The sequence below is a fragment of the Desulforhabdus sp. TSK genome, from assembly GCF_022836495.1.
GTDB lineage: Bacteria > Desulfobacterota > Syntrophobacteria > Syntrophobacterales > Syntrophobacteraceae > Desulforhabdus.
In genome coordinates this window covers 1-19340 of sequence record NZ_BQXM01000039.1, presented here as the reverse complement: position 1 = coordinate 19340, position 19340 = coordinate 1, and the positions used below count along the sequence as shown (strand labels likewise).

General features: G+C 56.1%; 17 protein-coding genes and 1 tRNA gene. 5 read left to right on the top strand and 13 right to left on the bottom strand.

The window, feature by feature from the left end; all coding sequences use genetic code 11:
• Nucleotides 1–6 precede the first annotated feature (6 nt).
• A complete protein-coding gene (locus MWC30_RS18340; RefSeq protein ID WP_244085656.1) occupies nt 7–783 on the bottom strand; it encodes a hypothetical protein in 777 nt (258 codons plus the stop codon).
• A gap of 138 nt (nt 784–921) precedes the next feature.
• Here MWC30_RS18340 and MWC30_RS18335 point away from each other — a divergent pair.
• Both MWC30_RS18335 and MWC30_RS18330 read left to right on the top strand, forming a co-directional pair.
• A tRNA-Gly gene (locus MWC30_RS18335) sits at nt 922–996 on the top strand.
• A 76-nt stretch (nt 997–1072) separates the two neighbouring features.
• Nucleotides 1073–2098: a bifunctional oligoribonuclease/PAP phosphatase NrnA gene (locus tag MWC30_RS18330; RefSeq protein WP_244085655.1), complete on the top strand. Its 1026-nt coding sequence runs from the start codon at nt 1073–1075 to the stop codon at nt 2096–2098.
• Nucleotides 2099–2169: 71 nt separating this feature from the next.
• Here MWC30_RS18330 and MWC30_RS18325 read toward each other — a convergent pair whose 3' ends face one another.
• The 9 genes from MWC30_RS18325 to MWC30_RS18285 all read right to left on the bottom strand — a co-directional run bounded on the left by MWC30_RS18325 (nt 2170) and on the right by MWC30_RS18285 (nt 12106).
• Nucleotides 2170–2724 carry a MucR family transcriptional regulator gene (locus MWC30_RS18325; RefSeq protein ID WP_244085654.1) on the bottom strand — a complete coding sequence of 185 codons (555 nt, stop codon included), beginning with the start codon at nt 2722–2724 and terminating at the stop codon, nt 2170–2172.
• 231 nt (nt 2725–2955) lie between these two features.
• Complete coding sequence (locus MWC30_RS18320; protein ID WP_244085653.1) at nt 2956–4467, bottom strand: sigma-54 dependent transcriptional regulator; 1512 nt, start codon at nt 4465–4467, stop codon at nt 2956–2958.
• Nucleotides 4464–5951, bottom strand: coding sequence for a nitrogen regulation protein NR(II) (locus MWC30_RS18315; protein ID WP_244085652.1), 1488 nt, complete (start codon nt 5949–5951; stop codon nt 4464–4466). Before MWC30_RS18315 ends, MWC30_RS18320 begins: the two co-directional genes overlap by 4 nt.
• Nucleotides 5948–7297: a replication-associated recombination protein A gene (locus MWC30_RS18310; protein WP_244085677.1), complete on the bottom strand. Its 1350-nt coding sequence runs from the start codon at nt 7295–7297 to the stop codon at nt 5948–5950. Before MWC30_RS18310 ends, MWC30_RS18315 begins: the two co-directional genes overlap by 4 nt.
• A gap of 11 nt (nt 7298–7308) precedes the next feature.
• Complete coding sequence (locus MWC30_RS18305) at nt 7309–8010, bottom strand: ABC transporter ATP-binding protein (RefSeq protein WP_244085651.1); 702 nt, start codon at nt 8008–8010, stop codon at nt 7309–7311.
• The gene (locus tag MWC30_RS18300; RefSeq protein ID WP_244085650.1) at nt 8003–8776 is read right to left on the bottom strand and encodes an ABC transporter ATP-binding protein; all 774 of its coding nucleotides are present in this window, start codon (nt 8774–8776) and stop codon (nt 8003–8005) included. Before MWC30_RS18300 ends, MWC30_RS18305 begins: the two co-directional genes overlap by 8 nt.
• A gap of 21 nt (nt 8777–8797) precedes the next feature.
• Nucleotides 8798–9829: a branched-chain amino acid ABC transporter permease gene (locus tag MWC30_RS18295; RefSeq protein WP_244085649.1), complete on the bottom strand. Its 1032-nt coding sequence runs from the start codon at nt 9827–9829 to the stop codon at nt 8798–8800.
• A 12-nt stretch (nt 9830–9841) separates the two neighbouring features.
• Nucleotides 9842–10735, bottom strand: coding sequence for a branched-chain amino acid ABC transporter permease (locus MWC30_RS18290; protein ID WP_244085648.1), 894 nt, complete (start codon nt 10733–10735; stop codon nt 9842–9844).
• A 240-nt stretch (nt 10736–10975) separates the two neighbouring features.
• Nucleotides 10976–12106, bottom strand: a complete 1131-nt coding sequence (locus MWC30_RS18285) for an ABC transporter substrate-binding protein (protein ID WP_244085647.1) — start codon at nt 12104–12106, stop codon at nt 10976–10978.
• A gap of 254 nt (nt 12107–12360) precedes the next feature.
• Between MWC30_RS18285 and hpnA the strand changes: the two genes are divergently transcribed.
• From hpnA to MWC30_RS18270, 3 genes are all read left to right on the top strand, one after another.
• Entirely contained in the window at nt 12361–13341 is a 981-nt protein-coding gene (gene hpnA, locus MWC30_RS18280) for a hopanoid-associated sugar epimerase (protein WP_244085646.1), read from the top strand.
• A 111-nt stretch (nt 13342–13452) separates the two neighbouring features.
• On the top strand, nt 13453–14448 hold the full coding sequence (gene hpnH / locus MWC30_RS18275) for an adenosyl-hopene transferase HpnH (protein ID WP_244085645.1): 996 nt from the start codon (nt 13453–13455) through the stop codon (nt 14446–14448).
• Nucleotides 14441–15316, top strand: coding sequence for a carotenoid biosynthesis protein (locus MWC30_RS18270; protein WP_244085644.1), 876 nt, complete (start codon nt 14441–14443; stop codon nt 15314–15316). The genes hpnH and MWC30_RS18270 overlap by 8 nt, the downstream gene beginning before the upstream one ends.
• Nucleotides 15317–15363: 47 nt before the next feature.
• Here MWC30_RS18270 and MWC30_RS18265 read toward each other — a convergent pair whose 3' ends face one another.
• The 3 genes from MWC30_RS18265 to MWC30_RS18255 all read right to left on the bottom strand — a co-directional run bounded on the left by MWC30_RS18265 (nt 15364) and on the right by MWC30_RS18255 (nt 18921).
• The gene (locus tag MWC30_RS18265) at nt 15364–16209 is read right to left on the bottom strand and encodes a hypothetical protein (protein ID WP_244085643.1); all 846 of its coding nucleotides are present in this window, start codon (nt 16207–16209) and stop codon (nt 15364–15366) included.
• Between the two features lie 47 nt (nt 16210–16256).
• Nucleotides 16257–17138 (bottom strand): glycerophosphodiester phosphodiesterase family protein, encoded by an 882-nt coding sequence (locus MWC30_RS18260; protein WP_244085642.1) that lies wholly within the window; start codon nt 17136–17138, stop codon nt 16257–16259.
• Nucleotides 17139–17268: 130 nt separating this feature from the next.
• Nucleotides 17269–18921 (bottom strand): fatty acid--CoA ligase, encoded by a 1653-nt coding sequence (locus MWC30_RS18255; protein WP_244085641.1) that lies wholly within the window; start codon nt 18919–18921, stop codon nt 17269–17271.
• Nucleotides 18922–19340 lie beyond the last annotated feature (419 nt).

The following is a 19340-nucleotide window of genomic DNA, read 5'->3' as shown; positions in this document are numbered from 1 at the left end:
CCCTTTCTACACATTGCGCTTGTTGCGCTCCTTGCGTGCCGCCCGCTTCCATTCGGCACCTCTCCTGCCTTTTTTCCCGTCCTTCCCCTGGAGTCCTCCCCCCGGAGCACTTTCCTGAAAATGGCCCACATCCATGAAGAAAGACCCCGGTGTGGGTGAAGATTGAACCCTCTCGCTCCTGGCTTCGCTTCTGACCTTACTCCTGGCGGCGGCTTTCGCTAGAAAATCCTCCCGCACGGGGGGGAAGAGCAGGTACTGCACCGGAAGGGCTTCGGCGAGGAAGAGCGTCGGTCCCGCCTGTAGAAAGGCGATGCCCTCCGAAGCCGCCCGGGCGGCGAAAATCTCCACCAGGAGCGGTTCGGGATCCCTCCGGGAACCCAGCCGCAGGGCCAGCCCCTTGTCTGAGCTGAGGGGTATGAAAGGCCGACCGGCGGGCACGAAGCCATTCCTGGAGGCCGTGAGGTACTGTTTTCGCCGGCAGGCATGGTAGAGTCTTTCGGGCGGCTCCTGAACGGGAGGATAAACCGGAACGAGAATGCCTTCTTTGAGGCGCAGGAGACTGCCGTCCACCATGACGGGAAGCTCGATTCCGAGGTATGCGATCTCCTTCAGGTGCATCTCTCGCACATACCGGAGGGATTCATCTTCCTGGAGCGTCCAGTAGAGCTCTTTCCACGGCATGGTTCCATCGGGGCTCCAGAAGAGTCCGTGCTCCCCGGGAGCCACCGTGAGGAGATAGGTGAGAGTCTTGGCCAGGGTTTTGGGCATGTACTGCGCAGTCATGCAGGGGAGACCTCCCAATGCTCATGGCATTTGAGTTTACATAATATATCTTATCGGTCACTAAAACAAAAACACTGACTTTCCGTTTTTCGCCTTGACATTCAAGACCGTCTCAAGTATTAACTCTTCCTGTGCTGAGCGGGAATAACTCAGCGGTAGAGTGCAACCTTGCCAAGGTTGAAGTCGCGGGTTCAAATCCCGTTTCCCGCTCCATCAAAAAATGCAATGCAGGGCGGTTCGACCGCCCTTTTTTTTCCACCTCACTCCCTCACACTCCCATGGCCATGCTATGAAAAAAGCACCAGTGCCATCCACCGAATCAAAGACTCCGGCCAAGAAGAGAACGCGCAAGGAAAACCTTGAAGAGCTCTTTTCCGTTTTCAACACGAAAGATTCGGTCCTCATCACCATCGACCCGGACCCGGACGCCATCGGTTCAGCACTGGCCCTCAAGCGGCTCCTCTGGCACAAGGTGCAGTCCGTCACCGTCGGCATGATCCGCCCCATGAGGCGCCTCAACAACATCACCATGGTGCGTCTTTTGAACCTTCCCCTGGTGATCCTCGACAAGAACCAGCTGCAGCCGTTCGACAAGGTTGCCGTCGTGGACGGGCAACCGACCCATAATGAATTCTTCCGTCATTTCAACTACGACGTGGTCATCGACCATCATCCCCTTGAGGATGGCAAAATCGACGCGCCTTTTGTCGACATACGCCCGGAATATGGATCCACGGCCACGATGCTGACGGAATATCTGAGGGAAGCAAAAATAAAGCCGTCCAAATCCCTGTCGACAACGCTCCTGTACGGCATCAAAACAGACACGCGCAATTTCGAGCGCCACACCATCGTGGATGATATTGCGGCCTTCCGTTATCTTTTTCCACTGGCCAATCGCAACGTGCTGAGGAAAATTGAAATTTCCGATTTAACGCTGGGGGATCTCAAGTTCTTCCAGGAGGCTGTCGAGCACAAACAGATCATCAAGGACCGCATCTTCGCTCATCTCGGTGAAGTCCCCAGCTCCGACATCCTCGTTTTGATCGCAGAATTTTTTCTGAAAATTCATGATATTTCCTGGAGCGTCATTTCCGGCATATACGAAGGTGCCCTCATCGTCGTCATCCGAAACGGGGGCGCCGGGAAAGACGCCGGCAAAATCGTTCGACAGGCTCTCGGAGACATCGGATGTGCAGGCGGGCATCAATCCATGGCCAGAGCGGAGCTCCCCCTGAACAAATTGAAAAAAGAGCTTCCCGAGGTGAGTCCCTCCAGCATCGAGCAATTCCTGATAAAGGCACTCTCCCCTTAAAATTTCTCTTCCTGTGCAGATGAAAAAGGCGGGAACTGCCTGGGTTTTGCAGCTCCCCCCTTCCCTCACCGTTACGAATTGGGGCCGTTCTTTTTGTTTGCTCCGACGGGCGCGGGCTCTTCAGCGGGAACTCCTTGCGGCGAAGCATCCATCAAGCTTTCCCCGCTCTTCATCAGCTTGCGACTTTCCCGGTATTTCACGAGGTTTTCAGGTAATCCCCGCCTTTTCGCCGCCTTGCTGCGGGCCTTGGACAGAGCGCGCGCCGAAAGTGACTGCTTCAAGGGAAATCCCCATTTTTGCTTGTATTCACGGATAGTCAGACCGTGGGCAAGGAGATGCTTGGCCGTCAGTTGCTTCATGGCTGCGCCGCATTCCAGGCAAATCACCTTGTCTTCCTGAATGGATTCTTTTGGATCGGTCTTTTCGGGCGCTCGCTCTTCAACGCCCCTGTCTTCATGTCCTTTGAGCAAGTCCAGAGCCGTCCCTTCCTCTTCAGCCCTTTGCATGCGCTGGAGGGTCGTAAAGGTCTTGATGAGAGCCGTCTCCACCTGTTCCGCACTCATCTGCCCGGAAGAAGCCTGTACCTGGACAATATCAGCAGCAATTTCCAACAGTTTTTTTGTCATGAATATCCTCCTTATGTATACATCCTGAACCCATCATTGAAATAAAAAGTCCGTATCAATAGTGCAAACTCCAACACGGAATTTCAACATTTCATAAGAAAAATTATGAATATATTTTATATACAAGTCAACATTTAAAACAACCGTGCGATTTAAAGCATATCTTCGTGGCAGGAATCGCTTTTTTGGCAGGGTATTTTTTGCAGGATCCACAATGATAGGGAATGAATTTCATTCCTCAAAGCCTGAATCATCGATTGAATCATTGACTAAAAGATAACGGCATGCCCGTCCCTTTCCCGTTCTATTCAATACATTTCCATCCACCATTTCATTCAGTTCCCGCAGCGCTTGACGTTCGGAAATTTTGTTCATCTGAGAATAGTATTTATTGGTAATAAAACCATGTGCCTTCAAGAATTCAATGGCTTTCATTTGCCTGGGCTTCAAGCCGGATGACTGAAGCCTTTCTCCAGGCTCCAGAGGCGGCAGATCTTCCCCGAGGTCCATGGAGTGGATCTCCTCCGGCGCTTCCCCTTCTTCCTGCCGAGGGACGGAGGAATTCCCCTGCAATGGCTCCCGCACGTCTGCGGGCAGATCCTTGACAGTGATCTGCTTCCCGTTGGAAAGGATCACGGCCCGCTCCACGATATTTTCCAATTCTCTCACGTTTCCGGGCCAGGGATATTCCAGTAGAACCCTCATGGCGTCAGGATCCATCCCGATGCCGCTGCGATTGCTTTCCTTCCCGTATTTTTCCAGAAAGTGAGTGACGAGCAGGGGGATATCATCGATCCGGTCCCTCAGGGGAGGAAGAGCCACATGAACCACGTTGAGTCGATAGAAGAGATCGGCGCGGAATCGAGCCATGGCCACCTCTTCTTTCAGTTTTCGGTTGGAAGCGGCCACGACCCGGACATCCACCCGAACGGTCTGACTCCCCCCTACCCGCTCGAATTCCATCTCCTGCAGGACTCGCAGCAGCTTTACCTGCAGTGATGTGGACATTTCACTGATCTCATCCAGGAACAGAGTCCCCTGGTGGGCCATTTCAAAACGGCCTTTCCGTTGCTGGATGGCACCGCTGAACGCCCCTTTTTCGTGGCCGAAGAGCTCGCTCTCCAGGAGGGTTTCGGGCAGGGCTCCGCAATTGACGGAGATGAACGGCTGATCTCGTCGGGTGCTGTTGAAATGGATGGCCCGGGCGATCAATTCCTTCCCCGTTCCCGATTCCCCCGTGATGAGCACCGTGGCCTTGGTGGGCGCCACCTTCTCGATCAGCTGGTAGATGCGCTGCATGGGAGCACTTTTGCCGATGATGCTGCTGAAGCTGTATCTTTCCTGCAGTTCCTTCGTCAAATATCGATTCCGGCAGACAAGCTGGTAGTGCTCGATACCCTTGCGAATGGTGAGCTTCAGCTCATCGTTTTGGAAGGGCTTCAAAATGTAGTCGAAAGCCCCCTTCCGCATGGCTTCCACAGCCCGCTCCACCGAACCGAAGGCGGTCATCATGATGACGGGAAGATCCGGATTCAGGGAGTGGACGGCATCCAGCAGAGCCATCCCATCCATCCCGGGCATCTTCATATCGGTGATCACCACATCCAGATCGCTCTCCTGAAGAATCTCCAACGCCTTCAGGGCTGAATCGGCCGTCAGTACGCGATATCCTTCCTCCTCCAGGAGATCTTCCAGGACCAGCAGATAGTTTTTCTCGTCGTCTACAATCAAAATATTCTTCATGACAACTGCACCGCTGTTACTTTCTCTTCTTTTCTCACCGGCTGAGACAAGGGCAGTCGAATGACGATGACCGTCCCCTTTCCCTCGGTGCTCTCGATCTCGATGTATCCGTTGTGGCTGTCGATGATGGATTGCACGATGGACAGCCCCAGCCCCGTCCCCTTTTCCCGGGTGGTGAAAAACGGGTTGAAAATCTTCTTCAGAAGTTCCCTGGGGAGCCCCACCCCTGTGTCCTCTACCCGGACTTCCATCTCCGTCGGACGCTTGGCATTGGCGATGAGGGAAGACTTTACCCGCAAGGTGCCCCCTTCTGGCATGGCCTGCAGAGCGTTGGCCATGAGGTTAAAAAAGGCCCGGTAGAGCAGGTCCGTATCAGCCTCGAGGGTGTAAAACCCGCTCTGGTAGTCTTTTTCCACCGAGACTCCCAGCTTGATGCATTCAGGCTCCAGGGTCTGAAGATTGCGGTCCAGAATATCCTCGATGTGGCAGGGAACCGGACGAATCGTCTTCGGGCGTGCAAAATCCAAAAATTCCGTCACGATGCCGTTGAGCCGCGTGGCCTCTTCCACGATGATGGATGTGAACCGCTTCTCCCGCTCATTTTCGATGCGTTTATGCAGCAGCTCCGCCGAGCTCCTGATGATCCCCAAGGGATTTCGAATTTCGTGGGACACACCGGCCACCATTTCCCCCAGGGCTGCGAGCCGCTCCGCCTGGTGGAGCCGATCTTCCAGCTTTCTCTGCTCATTGGATCGGGCGGCAATGATTTTTTCCGCTCTCCCGGCGAAAAGAAGAATCGTCACAAAGACGACCCCCACAAAAGCGAGGAAGCTCAGGAGGACGATGAGCTGAAAACGGTGGATGATGGTGTAATCATACGTGATGTCCTGGATGATTTCAAATACCCCCAGGATCTTGCCCCTCTTCCAGCTCATGGGCTTTTCTTCCCACATGGGAAAATAGGTTTTGAGCTTGCGTACGCCCCCCTTCCATTTGATGATCCCCAGGAAGGACTTTTTTTCGCTCACCAGGATGGAAACCGACTCCTCCCGCAGAGCGCGATCGAAGACATCGGCAAGATTGCCCTTGGTGCCGACCTTCTCGAATTCCGTGCTGTAAGTGAGCACCTGCTGCGTGTCGTAGATATTCACGCGTTCGAGGGAAAAGCCATGGATGGTATTCCGCACGACCTTGTCGAGACGCTCGTACTGGCTGTCCCGGCTGAGCCGTATTTCCCCGTCACTGATGAGAGTGGGAAGCGTGAACTGGAAGAAAACCTGGTGATTGAGATTTTCTCCCACCAGCGAAGCATACTGCACACTCTTTTCATAGAGGATATCTTTGACTCTTTCTGAAATAAAACCCGACAGAAAAAAGGTACAGACGAGAATCACCATGAGGCTCGACAAGGAGACATACTTGACCAGTTGAAAGGGCGCTCCCCCATCCAACGTTTGCCTGCTGTGAGAAAAAGGTGTCTTCATACTCCCTTTTGAACCATTTGCCGTCGCCGAGCCAGCAGCTGGCGCCATTTCCCTTCCCAGCCCCTCGCTGTCGGCTGGTAAAAGACCGTCTCTTTCAGGGGTTCCGGAAGATAAACCTCCTCCACCCATCCGGTGGGGTCATCGTGGGGGTAGCGATATTTCCGGCCATACCCCAGCTCCTTCAACAGGGTGGTGGGGGCGTTGCGAAGATGGAGGGGCACCGGGTAGGTTCCTGTTTTTTCAGCGTATTCCTTGGATTTCCTGAAGGCGGTGTAAAGGGAGTTGCTCTTGGGAGCCAGCGCCAGATAGACGGTCACCTGGGCCAGCGCCAGCTCCCCCTCCGGGCTTCCCAGCAACTGATACGCCTGCATGCCTGCCATGGCCTCCATCAGGGCATCCGGCTCCGCCAGGCCGATGTCTTCTGAAGCCATGCGCACCAGGCGCCGAGCAATGTACAGGGGGTCCTCACCGGCGCTCAACATCCGCGCCAGCCAGTAGAGAGAGGCATCGGGGTCGCTCCCCCGTACACTCTTGTGGAGCGCGGAAATGAGATTGAAATGCTCCTCCCCTCCTTTGTCATAATGGACGGACTTACGCTGCAGCGATTCCTGCATCATCTGCAGGTCGATCACCCTGACGGACCCTTCCCCGGTGGGGGGTGCCGTGAGAACCGCCGTTTCCAGCGCGTTGAGGACAATGCGTGCGTCGCCGCCCGATGCGGCCAGGAGGTAGTCTTCGGCTTCCTGCGAGAGTTTTGCGGGATAGCTTCCCAACCCTTTGTCGCGGTCCGCCAAGGCGCGTGCAATGAGCGCCCGGAGGTCTTCCTCCCCAAGGGGCTCCAGGACAAGGACCTGAGCCCGCGAAAGGAGAGGACGGATGATCTCGAAGGAGGGATTTTCCGTCGTGGCTCCCAGGAGCAGCAGGGTCCCGTTTTCCACGTGCGGGAGGAGCGTGTCCTGCTGCGCTTTGTTCAGCCGATGGATTTCATCCATGAAGAGCCAGGTGCGCTTCTTTTCCCGGCCCCAAACACTCAACGCTTCGTCCACGGCGCCCCGAATTTCCCGCGTGCCTGCCATGACGGCGGAAAGGGATACGAGGTGCGTTCCGGTGTGTTGAGCGATGATCGCTGCCAGAGTCGTTTTGCCACACCCTGGAGGCCCCCAGAATATCAAAGACTGGAGCTTTCGGGTTTGAAGGAGGCGGTGCAGGATCCTGCCCTCCGCCAGGAGGTGGCGCTGCCCCACAAAGTCGTCGATGCAGGTGGGGCGCAGTCTTTCGGCCAACGGGGCAAAATCCCGCAGTTTCTCCTGGGAACGGCTTTCAAAAAGATTGAGCTGCTGAACCATTGTCAATTCGACTATTCCCCGAGATAGGCCTGCCGCACCCGCTCGTCGGCGAGAAGCGTTTTACCCGGGCCTTCCAGGATTACCCTGCCCGTTTCCAGGACATAAGCATAATGAGCCACGTGAAGGGCCGCCATGGCATTCTGCTCCACCAGCAAAATGGTCGCACCCTGTTCATTGGTGGTTTGAATCGTCCTGAAGACCTCTTCCACCACGAGAGGGGCCAAGCCCAGGGAAGGCTCGTCCAGAAGCACCAGCTTCGGACGACTCATGAGCGCCCTGCCGAGGGCCACCATCTGCTGCTCGCCGCCGCTCAGGGTCCCGGTCAATTGCCTGCTCCGCTCCCGCAGGCGCGGGAAGAGCGTATAAACCCACTCCATCTGGACCGCGGCATCCTTCTGGCTTTGATGATAGGCTCCCAGCTCGAGATTTTCCATCACTGTCAGGTTGGGAAAGACCTTGCGTCCTTCGGGACTGATGCCGATGCCCCGCTGGATGATGCGATGGGTATCGAGCTTCGTCAGGTCTTCGCTGTTGAACAGCACCGTCCCGGTGCGGGGCCGTTCCAGGCCGACGATGGTTCGGAGCGTAGTGCTCTTTCCCGCTCCGTTGGCTCCGATGAGGGTCACGATCTGCCCCTGCTCCACAGACAGGTGCACGCCTTTCAAAGCATGAATTCCCCCGTAGTAGACATGGAGATCGTTCACTTTAAGCATTCTTCTGCTCTCCAAGGTAAGCTTTGATGACATCGGGATTCTTCTGGATCTCGGCGGGAGTCCCCTCGGCGATGGTGATGCCGTAGTCGAGCACCTTGATCCGTTCGCACAGACCCATGACAAATTTCATGTCGTGCTCGATGAGAAAAATCGTAAGCCCGTACTTCTGGCGCAAGCCCCGCACCATTTCCGCCAATTCCATGGTTTCCAGAGGGTTCATTCCTGCCGCGGGCTCATCCAGAAGCAGCAGTCTGGGGCGTGTGGCCAGAGCCCTGGCTATTTCCAGACGGCGCTGCTGGCCGTAGGCCAGGGAGGAAGCTTTTTCCTCCGCCAGGTGGGCCAGTCCCATTTCCTGGAGGTAGTCCATGGATTCCTCGTACATCCTGCGTCTTTCCTCCCGATAGCGCGAAAAGCCCAACATGGCCTCCCAAAATCGCGACCGGATCTTGTGATGCATGGACACCATGACATTCTCCAGAACCGTCAGGTCGTTGAAAAGCCGGATGTTCTGGAAAGTCCGCGCGATGCCCCGCGCGGTGATCAACTGTACGGGGAGCCGGGTGATCTTTTCTTCCTGCCACAGGACGTCTCCCGACGTAGGGGTATAGGCTCCCGTGATCATATTGAAAACCGTGGTTTTTCCCGCTCCGTTCGGTCCAATGAGTCCCACCAGCTCCCCCGGCTGAAGCGTCATGGAAAACTCATTCACGGCCGTTAGCCCCCCGAACTGCATTACCAGGCGGTCTGCCTGAAAAAATGTGCCCATCACCAAAGACTCCCCTTCATCTCACCGTGGATTCCTGTCAAAAATCCAGCCCCAGCTCAGCTCCTTCTGTCCCATGATTCCGCGGCGTACGAAAATGATCACGACCATGAGGATGACGCTGAAAATCACCATGCGCATGCCGGGAATCCCGGGGATGGTGAACAACCCCAGGTTCATGGGGCTTTCCACGATGCGCAGCGCTTCTCCTCCCCAGGCAAAGAGCATGGCTCCAAGGACGGCTCCCGTCGTGCTGCCCAGCCCCCCCACCACAATCATGATGAGCAGATTGAAAGTGAGAAAGAACGTGAAGAGGCTCGGAGAAATCGTCGTGATGAGATGGGCGAGTAGACCTCCCGCGACTCCCGAAAAGAATGCGCTGATGAGGAAGGCCAGCAGCAGGTGCCTGAAGGGGTCCACTCCCATGGCACGGGCCGCCGTTTCATCATCCCGGATGGCCTTCATGGCCAGCCCGTAACTGCTGTTGATGAGCCGGGTGATCAGCAGCACCGTCACGACAGCCACCCCCCAGGACCACCAGAGATTGGTGAATGGAGACAGCCCCTTCAGCCCCAGGGGCCCGTTCGTCACGCCCTGCAAAGCGTTGCAGAGGACGCGGATGACTTCTCCAAATCCCAGGGTCACGATCGCCAGGTAATCCCCCCGCACCCGAAATACCGGGAAGCTGATGAGAAAGGCGAATACCGTTGCCATGACGCCCCCTGCCAGGAGGGACAGGAGGAAAGGCGCCTGCACGGCACTGAAGGGCCAGATGAGGGGCTGGATGATGAAGTTCAGCTGCTTTTCCATGGGGCTCATGGTGAGGAGTGCCGCGGTATACGCCCCGATGGCCACGAAGGCATTGGGACCCAGGTGCAGGATGCCACAAATGCCGTTGATGAGATTGTAGCTCACGGCCAGCGTGATGAAGATGGCCATGTTGTTGAGAATGCGTATGTGGTAGTCCGAGCCGTATCGACTGAAAAGGAAAAGAACGCCGCCCAGGAGGATGAGGCCGACTCCATTGAGTAAAAGATTTCGTTTTTGCCTGTCCATGCTCTCCATTCCTCAACTCTTATCGATGATGGGCTCTCCCATGATCCCCGTTGGCCGAAAGAGCAGCACGAGGATCAATATGACAAAGGCGAAGGCGTCGCGGTATTGAGCCATCTCGGGCACCAGCGCCACAATGAGGATCTCCCCCAGTCCCAGGAGGAATCCCCCCAGCACCGCTCCCACGATATTCCCGATGCCTCCCAGAACCGCCGCAATGAAGGCCTTCAGCCCGGGGAAGACGCCCATGAAGGGGTTGACCTGGGGATACTTCATGGCCCACATGATTCCTCCGGCTGCCGCGAGCATGGACCCCAGGAGGAAGGTAATGGAAATGATCCGGTCCAGATTGATCCCCATGAGGCGCGTCGTTTCAAAGTCCTTGGAAGCCGCCCGCATGGCTTTCCCCACTTTGGTGTGGAAAACGATATAAAGGAGTCCGAAGAGCAGAACGAGGGTGACGACGGGAGTGTACAATGTCAGGACCTGGATGCGCAGGCCCAGGATCGGAATGACCCTGTCGAAAATCTCCGGTCTGGGGAAAGCCTTGGGAACCCCCCCAATAAACACCAGCGCGAGATTTTCCAGGAGGAAAGACGCCCCGATGGCAGAAATGAGAAGAGAAATGCGGGGTGCATTTCGAAGAGGTTTGTAGGCCGCACGGTCCAGGAGGATGCCCAGCAGTCCGGTGGCGATGACCGCGAGGGGAAAGCTCAGATACCAGGGCAGAGCCAGGAGCGCGGCGGCATAAATGGCAATATACGCCGCAAACATGAGGAGATCGCCGTGGGCAAAATTGATGAGCCGCAAAATGCCGTAGACCATCGTATAGCCGATGGCCACCAGGCCATAGAGGCTTCCCAGGGAAATCCCGTTGATCAGTTGCTGGAGCAAAATGGTTGAAGTCACGCCGGAGCTCCCTTTTCTCGTTTCCGCGGAAAATGGATGGATCGACTCTCTTTCACTCCCTCCACGGATCTGCACTGTGAAGGAATGCAAAGCATGCAATTTTAGCATCTATTTCTGAAAAAATAAGGGGAGGTATGCATTGACACCAAAAAGGGCAGGAAGCATCACTGCCCCCTGCCCCTCAAGCTACCTGGAAATCTTCCCTGGCGACAAAAACTCTCCGACCTTCGCCATCCACCATCAAGGATTGATGGTCGTTACATAAATGAACTTTCCTTTTTCCACCTTGTTGATGACCATGCTCTTGATGGGATTCCCGTTTTCTCCCATGCTGATGGTTCCTGAAACACCCTTGAAGTCCTTCGTGGCGGCCAGGGCATCCCGCACCTTCGTTCCATCGGTGGTGCCGGCACGTTTGATGGCGTCCACCAGCAGGAAGTAGGAATCGGCTCCCAGGGCGCCAAAGGCGTCTGCATCCTTCTTGTTCTTTTCTTCGAACCGTTTGATGTATTCTTTGGCCCGGTCCGTATTAGCCGCCTGCTTGTGGAAATGACCCGTGAAATACATGTCTTCCACCGCCGCTCCGCCGATTTCCAGCAAGGGGTCGGCCTGGGCCCCGTCACCCGTCAGAATGGGCTGCTTGATTCCCAGGTCACGGGCCTGCTTGGCCATCAAAGCGTCTTCCGTGTAATAGTTCGGGGCGTAAATGATATCGGGTTTGGCGGCTTGTACGGCGGAGAGTTGAGCGGAAAAATCCTGGTCACCCGTCTGGATGTAAGTGGTAGAAACGATTTTCCCCCCCAGCTTCACAAATTCCTTGATGAAAAAATTCCCCAGCCCCACACAGTAGTCCTGACCGATATCGATGATCACGGCAGCCGTCTGAGCCTTCAATTCGTTTCGGGCAAAACGTGCAGCCACTTCGCCCTGGACGGGATCGATGAAGCACGCCCGAAAAGCGTAGTTCTTGCCCTGGTTCACCAGAGGATTGGTGGCGCTGGGGCTCACCGTGGGAATCTTGGCAGCTTCGGAGATGGGGTTTCCAGCCATGCTGTTTCCGCTGATGGCTTCCCCAATAACCGCCACGACCTTTTCCTTCTCCAGGAGACGCGTCATGGCATTGGCGGCTTCAATCTTGTCACTCTTCGTATCCACCAGTACCAGCTCTATCTTCTTTCCCAGCACCTCGGGCTCCATTTCATTGGCAATCTTTATGCCTTCGTAGGCCATGGAACCGTACGCCGCCACAGCACCCGTCAACGGCAGGTACATGCCGATTTTAATGGTATCCGCTGCCAGAGCAGGAATGGCCAAAGACGTGAAAAGAAGGGACATGACTGCCATAAGAGCCCATACGCTTTTTTTTCCCATTATTTCCTCCCTGAATGAAGTGTCCATTTCACTCGCTATCCGAGCCCTTCAATTTCCGAATAATGCACTAAATGAATATGTTGCGATCGAACGGTCCATTATTGTCTACTCTACAGCTTTTTTCCTGTCAATGAAAAAGGTTAGGCAAGGGATAACCCCAGTGCATTGCGAAGAGCGACTTATTCTGATATAGGGGAAGCGCAACAGGCCGACCATTTCAGAAGCAATCCGAAACCGAGAGGGAAAAGACTTTCATGGCAACAGCTTTGGTGACAGGAGCGACCGGTTTCATCGGGGGGCACGTCGCAGCCCTTCTTCTCCAAAAGGGATGGAACGTCCGGGGGCTGCGACGGAGGGGTTCTCGCAGAACGCCCTCACCCCCTTCCGACATTGAGTGGCATGAGGGAGATCTTCGAAATTTCCAGGAGGTCTGCCGGGCGACGGGCGGCTGCGACGCCGTGTTCCATGTGGCTGCCGATTACCGTTTGTGGGCGAGACATCCCGAGGAAATCTACGCGAGCAACGTGGCTGGGACCATCCATGTGCTGGAGGCGTGCCTGGCAGCCCGCGTGCCCCGCGTCGTCTACACGAGCAGCGTCGGTGCCCTGGGTTTGAATGCCGATGGCTCCCCCGCCCACGAGGAGACTCCCGTGCGGCTCCAGGATAGGGTGGGAGATTACAAGCGATCCAAGTTCCTTGCAGAACGGGAAGCGGAAAAATTCGCAGCGCGCGGCCTGCCGGTGGTCATTGTCAACCCCAGCACTCCTGTCGGGCCGGGAGATTGGAAGCCGACGCCCACCGGCAAAATCATCGTGGATTATCTCAATGGCCGGATGCCGGCTTATCTCGACACGGGGCTCAATCTCATCCATGTGAAGGACGTTGCCGCGGGACATCTCCTCGCCCTGGAAAAAGGACGCGTGGGCGAAAAATACATTCTGGGGAACCGGAACCTGACACTCGCTGAAATTTTCGGGCTCCTGGAAGACATATCACAAATCCCGGCCCCGCGAATCTGTCTTCCCTACACCCCCATCCTGGCGCTGGCACATTTTTTCAAGGCGCTTTCCAGGTTCACACACCGGGAGCCGTTGATTCCCCTCGATGGCGTCAAGATGGCCCGTAAATCGATGTTCTTCGATTCTGGAAAAGCTGTCCGGGAGCTGGGGCTCCCCCAAACCCCTGTGGAGGACGCTTTGAGGGAGGCGGTCTCCTGGTACAGAGAGCACGGATAGGCACCCTGCGAACTGAAATAATGGCTGTGTCAACAATGGTGCGTAAAACGCACGCTACTTCAGATTCCTTTCACCCAAACCGAAGATGACCACAAGAAAGTCGAGCTTACCATGCGTTTTCCCATGAGTCTTTATGCTTCCATGACAGGATATCTCCTCAAAAAAAACATCCGGGGAGAAGCATCCTACCCCCTCGTGTTGATGCTTGAACCGACGCACCGCTGCAATCTCACCTGCTCGGGGTGTGGCCGCATCCGCGAATACCACGACACCCTCCACAGGGAAATGTCTCTCCAGGAATGCCTCCATGCCGTGGACGAGGCCGCAACACCTGTCGTAACGGTCACAGGCGGCGAGCCCCTGCTCTATTCCCACATCCAGGAACTGGTGGAAGGACTCCTGGCCCGAGGCAAGCATATCTACTTCTGCACCAATGGACTTTTGATGGAAGAAAACCTCCACCGGTTTCGCCCGAGCTCTCGCTTCACCTGGAACGTGCACTTCGACGGGACCGAAACCGTTCATGACCAGATCATCTGTAAGCAGGGAGGCTTCCGGCGGGCGCTGGCCGGAGTCCGCGCAGCCAAGGCCGCGGGATTCCGCGTCAGCACCAACACGACGGTGTACCGTGAAACGGACGTCGCGGATGTGGAAAGGCTTTTTGAACAGTTGACCCAGGCAGGAGTGGACGGAATCCTGGTGGCGCCCGGTTTCAGTTATGGAGAGGTGACGCAGGATGTTTTCCTCACGCGGCAGGAAATCATGGAGAAATTCCGAACGATCCGTTCATGGGACCGCCGTTTTCCCCTCATCAGCAATCCCATTTACCTGGATTTTCTTACGGGGACGCGAAGCCTTCAGTGCACCCCCTGGGGAAACCCCACACGCAATACGGAAGGGTGGAAATCCCCCTGCTATCTCATCACCGATACGCACTACTCGACGTTTTCCGAGCTCATGAAACGGACCGACTGGGACTATTATGCATCGGGCAAGGACCCCCGCTGTTCCCAATGCATGGTGCACTGCGGCTACGAACCGACCGTCGTCCGGCAGATGACGGGAAAAGATCTCCTGCGCATGATCAAATGGAACCTCCATGTCTGACCTTCTGCACCTCCTTGGGGGAACGGTACTCCTGCGCCCATATGTTTTTGCATTTCTCGCCGTCTACCTTCTCGCCTCCTCCGCTCAATCGGGGTGGCGGCGCACCCTGCTTTTCATTCCCCTCGGCTACTCCATCGCCTGGATTTCAGAATTCTCCTCCATCCACTGGGGTTTTCCCTACGGGGACTATTTTTACATCGAAGATACCCTCGACCGGGAGCTCTGGGTGCTGGGAGTTCCCTTCATGGATTCCCTTTCCTATGTCTTTCTGGCCTATTGCAGTTTTTCCACCGCGATCTTTCTTCTGAGTCCGGTGCGGTTCACCGCTGCGAACGCGTACATTTTAGAAAGTCACGCCTTGAGGCGCTCCCGGCGGACCCTCGTCCTGGGGGCATTTTTGTTCGTGTTTCTGGACATCATCATCGACCCCGTGGCGCTGCAGGGGTACCGGTGGTTCCTGGGGCAGATCTACGGATACCGCCAGGCGGGGGTCTACTTCGGAATTCCCCTGAGCAATTTCGCCGGGTGGCTGGCGGTGGGATTCGCCATGACGGCAGCACTGCAGTGCCTCGATTCCATCCAGGCACTGGAACCGAAGCAACCTTCTCCCCTTCACCAGGTCCCATTCATCAGCCTCCTGGGTCCCCTCCTCTACATTTCCGTGCTCGTTTTCAATCTCTCCGTCACGATCTGGATCGGGGAACACCTCCTGGCTCTTGTGGGATGCATCCTCTCCTTTTTCCCGGCTCTGCTGGCCTTCTTCTTTACTCTCTACAAACAGGACCACACGCAGCCCCAGGACCTGGAACGACACCGGAAAGACTTCCCCCATTTCCCATTCCCCCCGGACTCCATGCACTCCGGCTGAATGAGACATCATGCTCTTGAGCCGTTCCATGCGGGAACGGATCCCACTCAGGATGCCCCTTGCCTCTCCCACACCGACTTGCCGAAAAGACGCCTTGCTTCGTTGCATACGAAGCCCGGGACCACGGTTGCGCCCATTCTCCGGAGTTCTTCCGGAGGGAGAGTCAATAGGGAGCAGAGCCCGTCTGCCAGGGTTTTCCCGGCTGTCCTGGAGCGCTTCCACGACTGCAGGAAGGACCGAATCCATTGGGGGTGCCGCACCACCGCAGCCAGGACCCTCATCATGCGAACCCGCCCCGACCCATCGGTAATGGCTTCCAAATCGAAATCGATTTCATGGCGAGACCCGTCACTGACCGAACGAAGGCAAAGAAACGGGAGCTTCGCCTCCATGGCGAACCGTGCGACATGGTAGCTTTCCATGTCGAGCAGGGAAGGAATGTCCCGGCAAAGCTTCACCAGGGAGGCTTTGGGCTTGGGGGATGCGACGGTGAGGATTGCGGCCTTGTGGACAAGGCGTGTGACGGAAAAATCTCCCGGAGCGGCGGACGCTGCCGCATGAAGCGGCGGTTCCCCCAGACCCGGCGGGGAGGCGGCATCCAGATGGAAAAAGGCTTCCACAAGGCAGAGAGTCCCCACCTCCAGACTTTCATGCAGGCTGCCGGCAAAACCGAAGGATATCAACAGGTCCGGCGCAAATTCCCGAACCACCGTGTCCAGGGCAGCTTGCACGGGCTTCTGCCCCATACCCGTTTCCACAAGCAGGATTTCCCGGTCGCATGCTGCATGGAGGTATTGCTTGAAAGGGCGCGTGGAAAGACGCCGCCAGGGCCCGCAGCATTTGAGAAAGGGACCATATTCCTGGGGCAAAGCTACCGTCATGGCGATGCGCATGATGCAATTTCCCGGGGTTCAGCTTCCCATAGACTGATAAAGCAGCGCTACCGTCCGATTGGAGCAGGCTTCATTCCCGCCGAAAGATTGGCCTCCTCGAGGACCCTCGCCATGCGCTGGGGGTAATCCGTAAAGATGCCGCTCGCTCCCGCAGCAATGAGAGCGCGCATGTCTATTTCATCATTTACCACCCAAACCATGACGTGGAACCCTTCTTCCCGCAGTGCTGAGATCTCGTCGAGGGCGATGGTGCTCAACCTGGGATGGTAGGCTTGAGCGCTCAGGCTTCGGAGGAGCTCGACCGGTCGGGGATGGTGATCATCCGTCAAGACTCCCACCGGCATTCCGGGGCTGACGGTACGCACCCGCTCGAGGTAGTCCAGGTTGAACGAGGAGACTATGGCCTGGCCCGTCAGGTGCAACGCTTCTATCAGGGAAACCACCTTTTCCACCAAGCCCTTTTCCCGGGGGGAACCCTTCAGGTCCTTGATCTCCACGTTGACCAGCCAAGCATGCTCAGCAGTAAAGCCAAAGGCGTCCTGGAGGGTCAGCACCGGCTCTCCGAGATAGCCCTCCCCCTCAGCGGGGGAAACTCTCCCCGCCGAGAGCTCTCCGAAAGGGTCCTCCCGCGTGAACCAGGAGCCGAAATCCAGGCGGCGCAATTCTTCCAGGGTAAAATCTTCGGTGCGCCACGGGCTGCGGAAGGGATAGATTTCCTGGACGTTCGTCGTGCGATCCAGGGTTGCGTCATGGACCACCACGAGCTCACCGTCCCTCGTGACGCCCACATCGAGCTCCCACATGTGAGCTCCGCACTCCAGTGCCTTGCGCGCGGCAGCCAGGGTGTTCTCAGGCGCCAGCGATCTCGCTCCCCGGTGAGCGATGTTCAAAACCGGGCGGCTAAAAATCCCGGACACGTCGATGCTCACAGGTCCGCCCCACCCTTTTCGACCTTAATGGTCATGAATATGGTGATGTTCACCCCCACCAATAAAAATCCCCCCTGGCCCCCCTTTATCAAAATCAAAGGGGATTGAGGGGGATTTTCATGGTAAGGACTCAGCGGGGCATATAGCGCTGGCGCATCTGGCGCTTGTTGAGCTTTCCAACGCTTGTTTTGGGCAGATTATTGAGGAAGAAAACTTTGTCGGGGACTCCCCACTTGGAAATAACGCCCTTCTCGACGAATTCCATGAAGTACGCTTTGATGGTCTCCGGAGTTGTGGTTTCTTTATACTCGTCCTTGATGACGACCATGGCGACCGGCCTTTCCCCCCACCGTTCGTCGGGGACTCCGATCACGCTCCCCTCGCTCACCGCTTCGTGCTGCAGAAGGATGTCTTCCAATACCAGGGATGAAAGCCATTCCCCACCTGTTTTGATGACGTCTCTCAAGCGATCTGTAACCTGGAGATATCCTTCGGTATCGACAAATCCAATGTCTGCGGTGTGCAACCAGCCCCCATGCCAGAGATCTTCGGAGCTCTGATCCTCCTTGGAATAGCCTTGGGTGAGCCAGGGAGATCGCACAAGCACTTCCCCGGTGCTGACACCGTCATGGGGGAGAGGATTCCCTTCCATGTCCGCCACACGCAGCTCCACGAGGGGCACGGGAATTCCCGTCCGGCAGCGCATGGACACCTGCTTGTCTTCGTCCCACTCGAGCATGTGAGGCTTCAGCTGTGCCAGTGTCAGGATGGGGCAGGTTTCAGACATGCCATAGCCCGAATACACATCGATTCCCAGGGACAAGGCCTTACGGCACATGGCTTTGGACAGGGCGGATCCTCCGATGATGACCTTCCAACGCGACAGATCCACCTTTTCTGACAGGGGACTGTTGAGGAGCATGTGGAGGATCGTGGGCACACAATGGGAAAAGGTCACCTTTTCCTTCTCCACCAGCTTCAGGATCGTGTCGGGGTCGTAGCGACCGGGATACACCTGCTTGGCGCCAATGAAGGTCGCCGCGTAAGGCAGCCCCCAGGCATGAACATGGAACATGGGAGTGAGGGGCATGTAGACATCGCCGGAATCGAAGGAGGTGTGTGTCTTGATGCTCCCGAGCGCCGTCAGTACTCCCAGGGTGTGGAGCACAATCTGCCGGTGGCTGAAGTAAACCCCCTTGGGCATGCCCGTGGTTCCCGTCGTGTAAAAGGTCGTGGCCTTGGTGTTTTCTTCGAAATCGGGAAAATCGTATTCCGCTGAGCTCTTCTTCAAAAGGTCTTCATATTCGCCGGCGATTTCGAAGCCCGTCTCGGGCACCGCCGACGCATCCGTCATGACAACGATCTTCTTGACCGTTCTGAGCTCTTCCCGGCTGCCCTCGATGGCGGCAAGAAAATCGGAGCTCACCAGCAGAATGTCATCTTCTGCGTGATTGATGGTATAAACGATCTGCTCCGGCGACAGCCGAATGTTCACCATGTGAAGAACGGCCCCCATCATGGGGATGGCGAAAAAGCACTCCAGGTACCGGTGGCTGTCCCATTCGATCACCCCGACGGTATCCCCGGGCTTCACCCCCAGGGAAGTCAAGGCATTGGCCAACTGTCCGATGCGGTTCCTCAAGATGAGGTAGTCGTAGCGATTCAGATCCCGATAGACAATTTCCTGATGAGGAAAATAAGTCAAAGGAGTATCCAGCAACCTCTTGATGATGAGAGGAGAATCGTACGCTGACGGAGTCCGATCGATGGGTTGCCCAAACATGACTGTCCCTCCTGCAAAAAGTTTAAACCAGGACAACGCCTCCGCCGGTGTATGGATACCCGTCCTGGCATCCCTGCCGTCCCTCCGAAAGGTTTTTCGGGAGAAGGGACGACGGACATCTCTTCTGAATTCCCGCCACCACAGCGGACATGTCGATAACCCTGCACACAGGAGAATTTCGATTCATAACCATTGACGTGACAAAAGCTTGCTCACCACGACTACCCGCAGCCCACCCGAACCACGAAGGTGGCATCGTGCACATCATTAAAGCATGGGCACAGATATATCATAAGTACCCAAGCAAAAGTTTCACAACATTCTAGGTGGAGAAGTTGATTGTGTATTTCGTTCCAAAGTTCTTCAATATGTGATCAATGGCCTCCTGTAGTAAACTAAAGGAGAGATAGGCTGAGAAG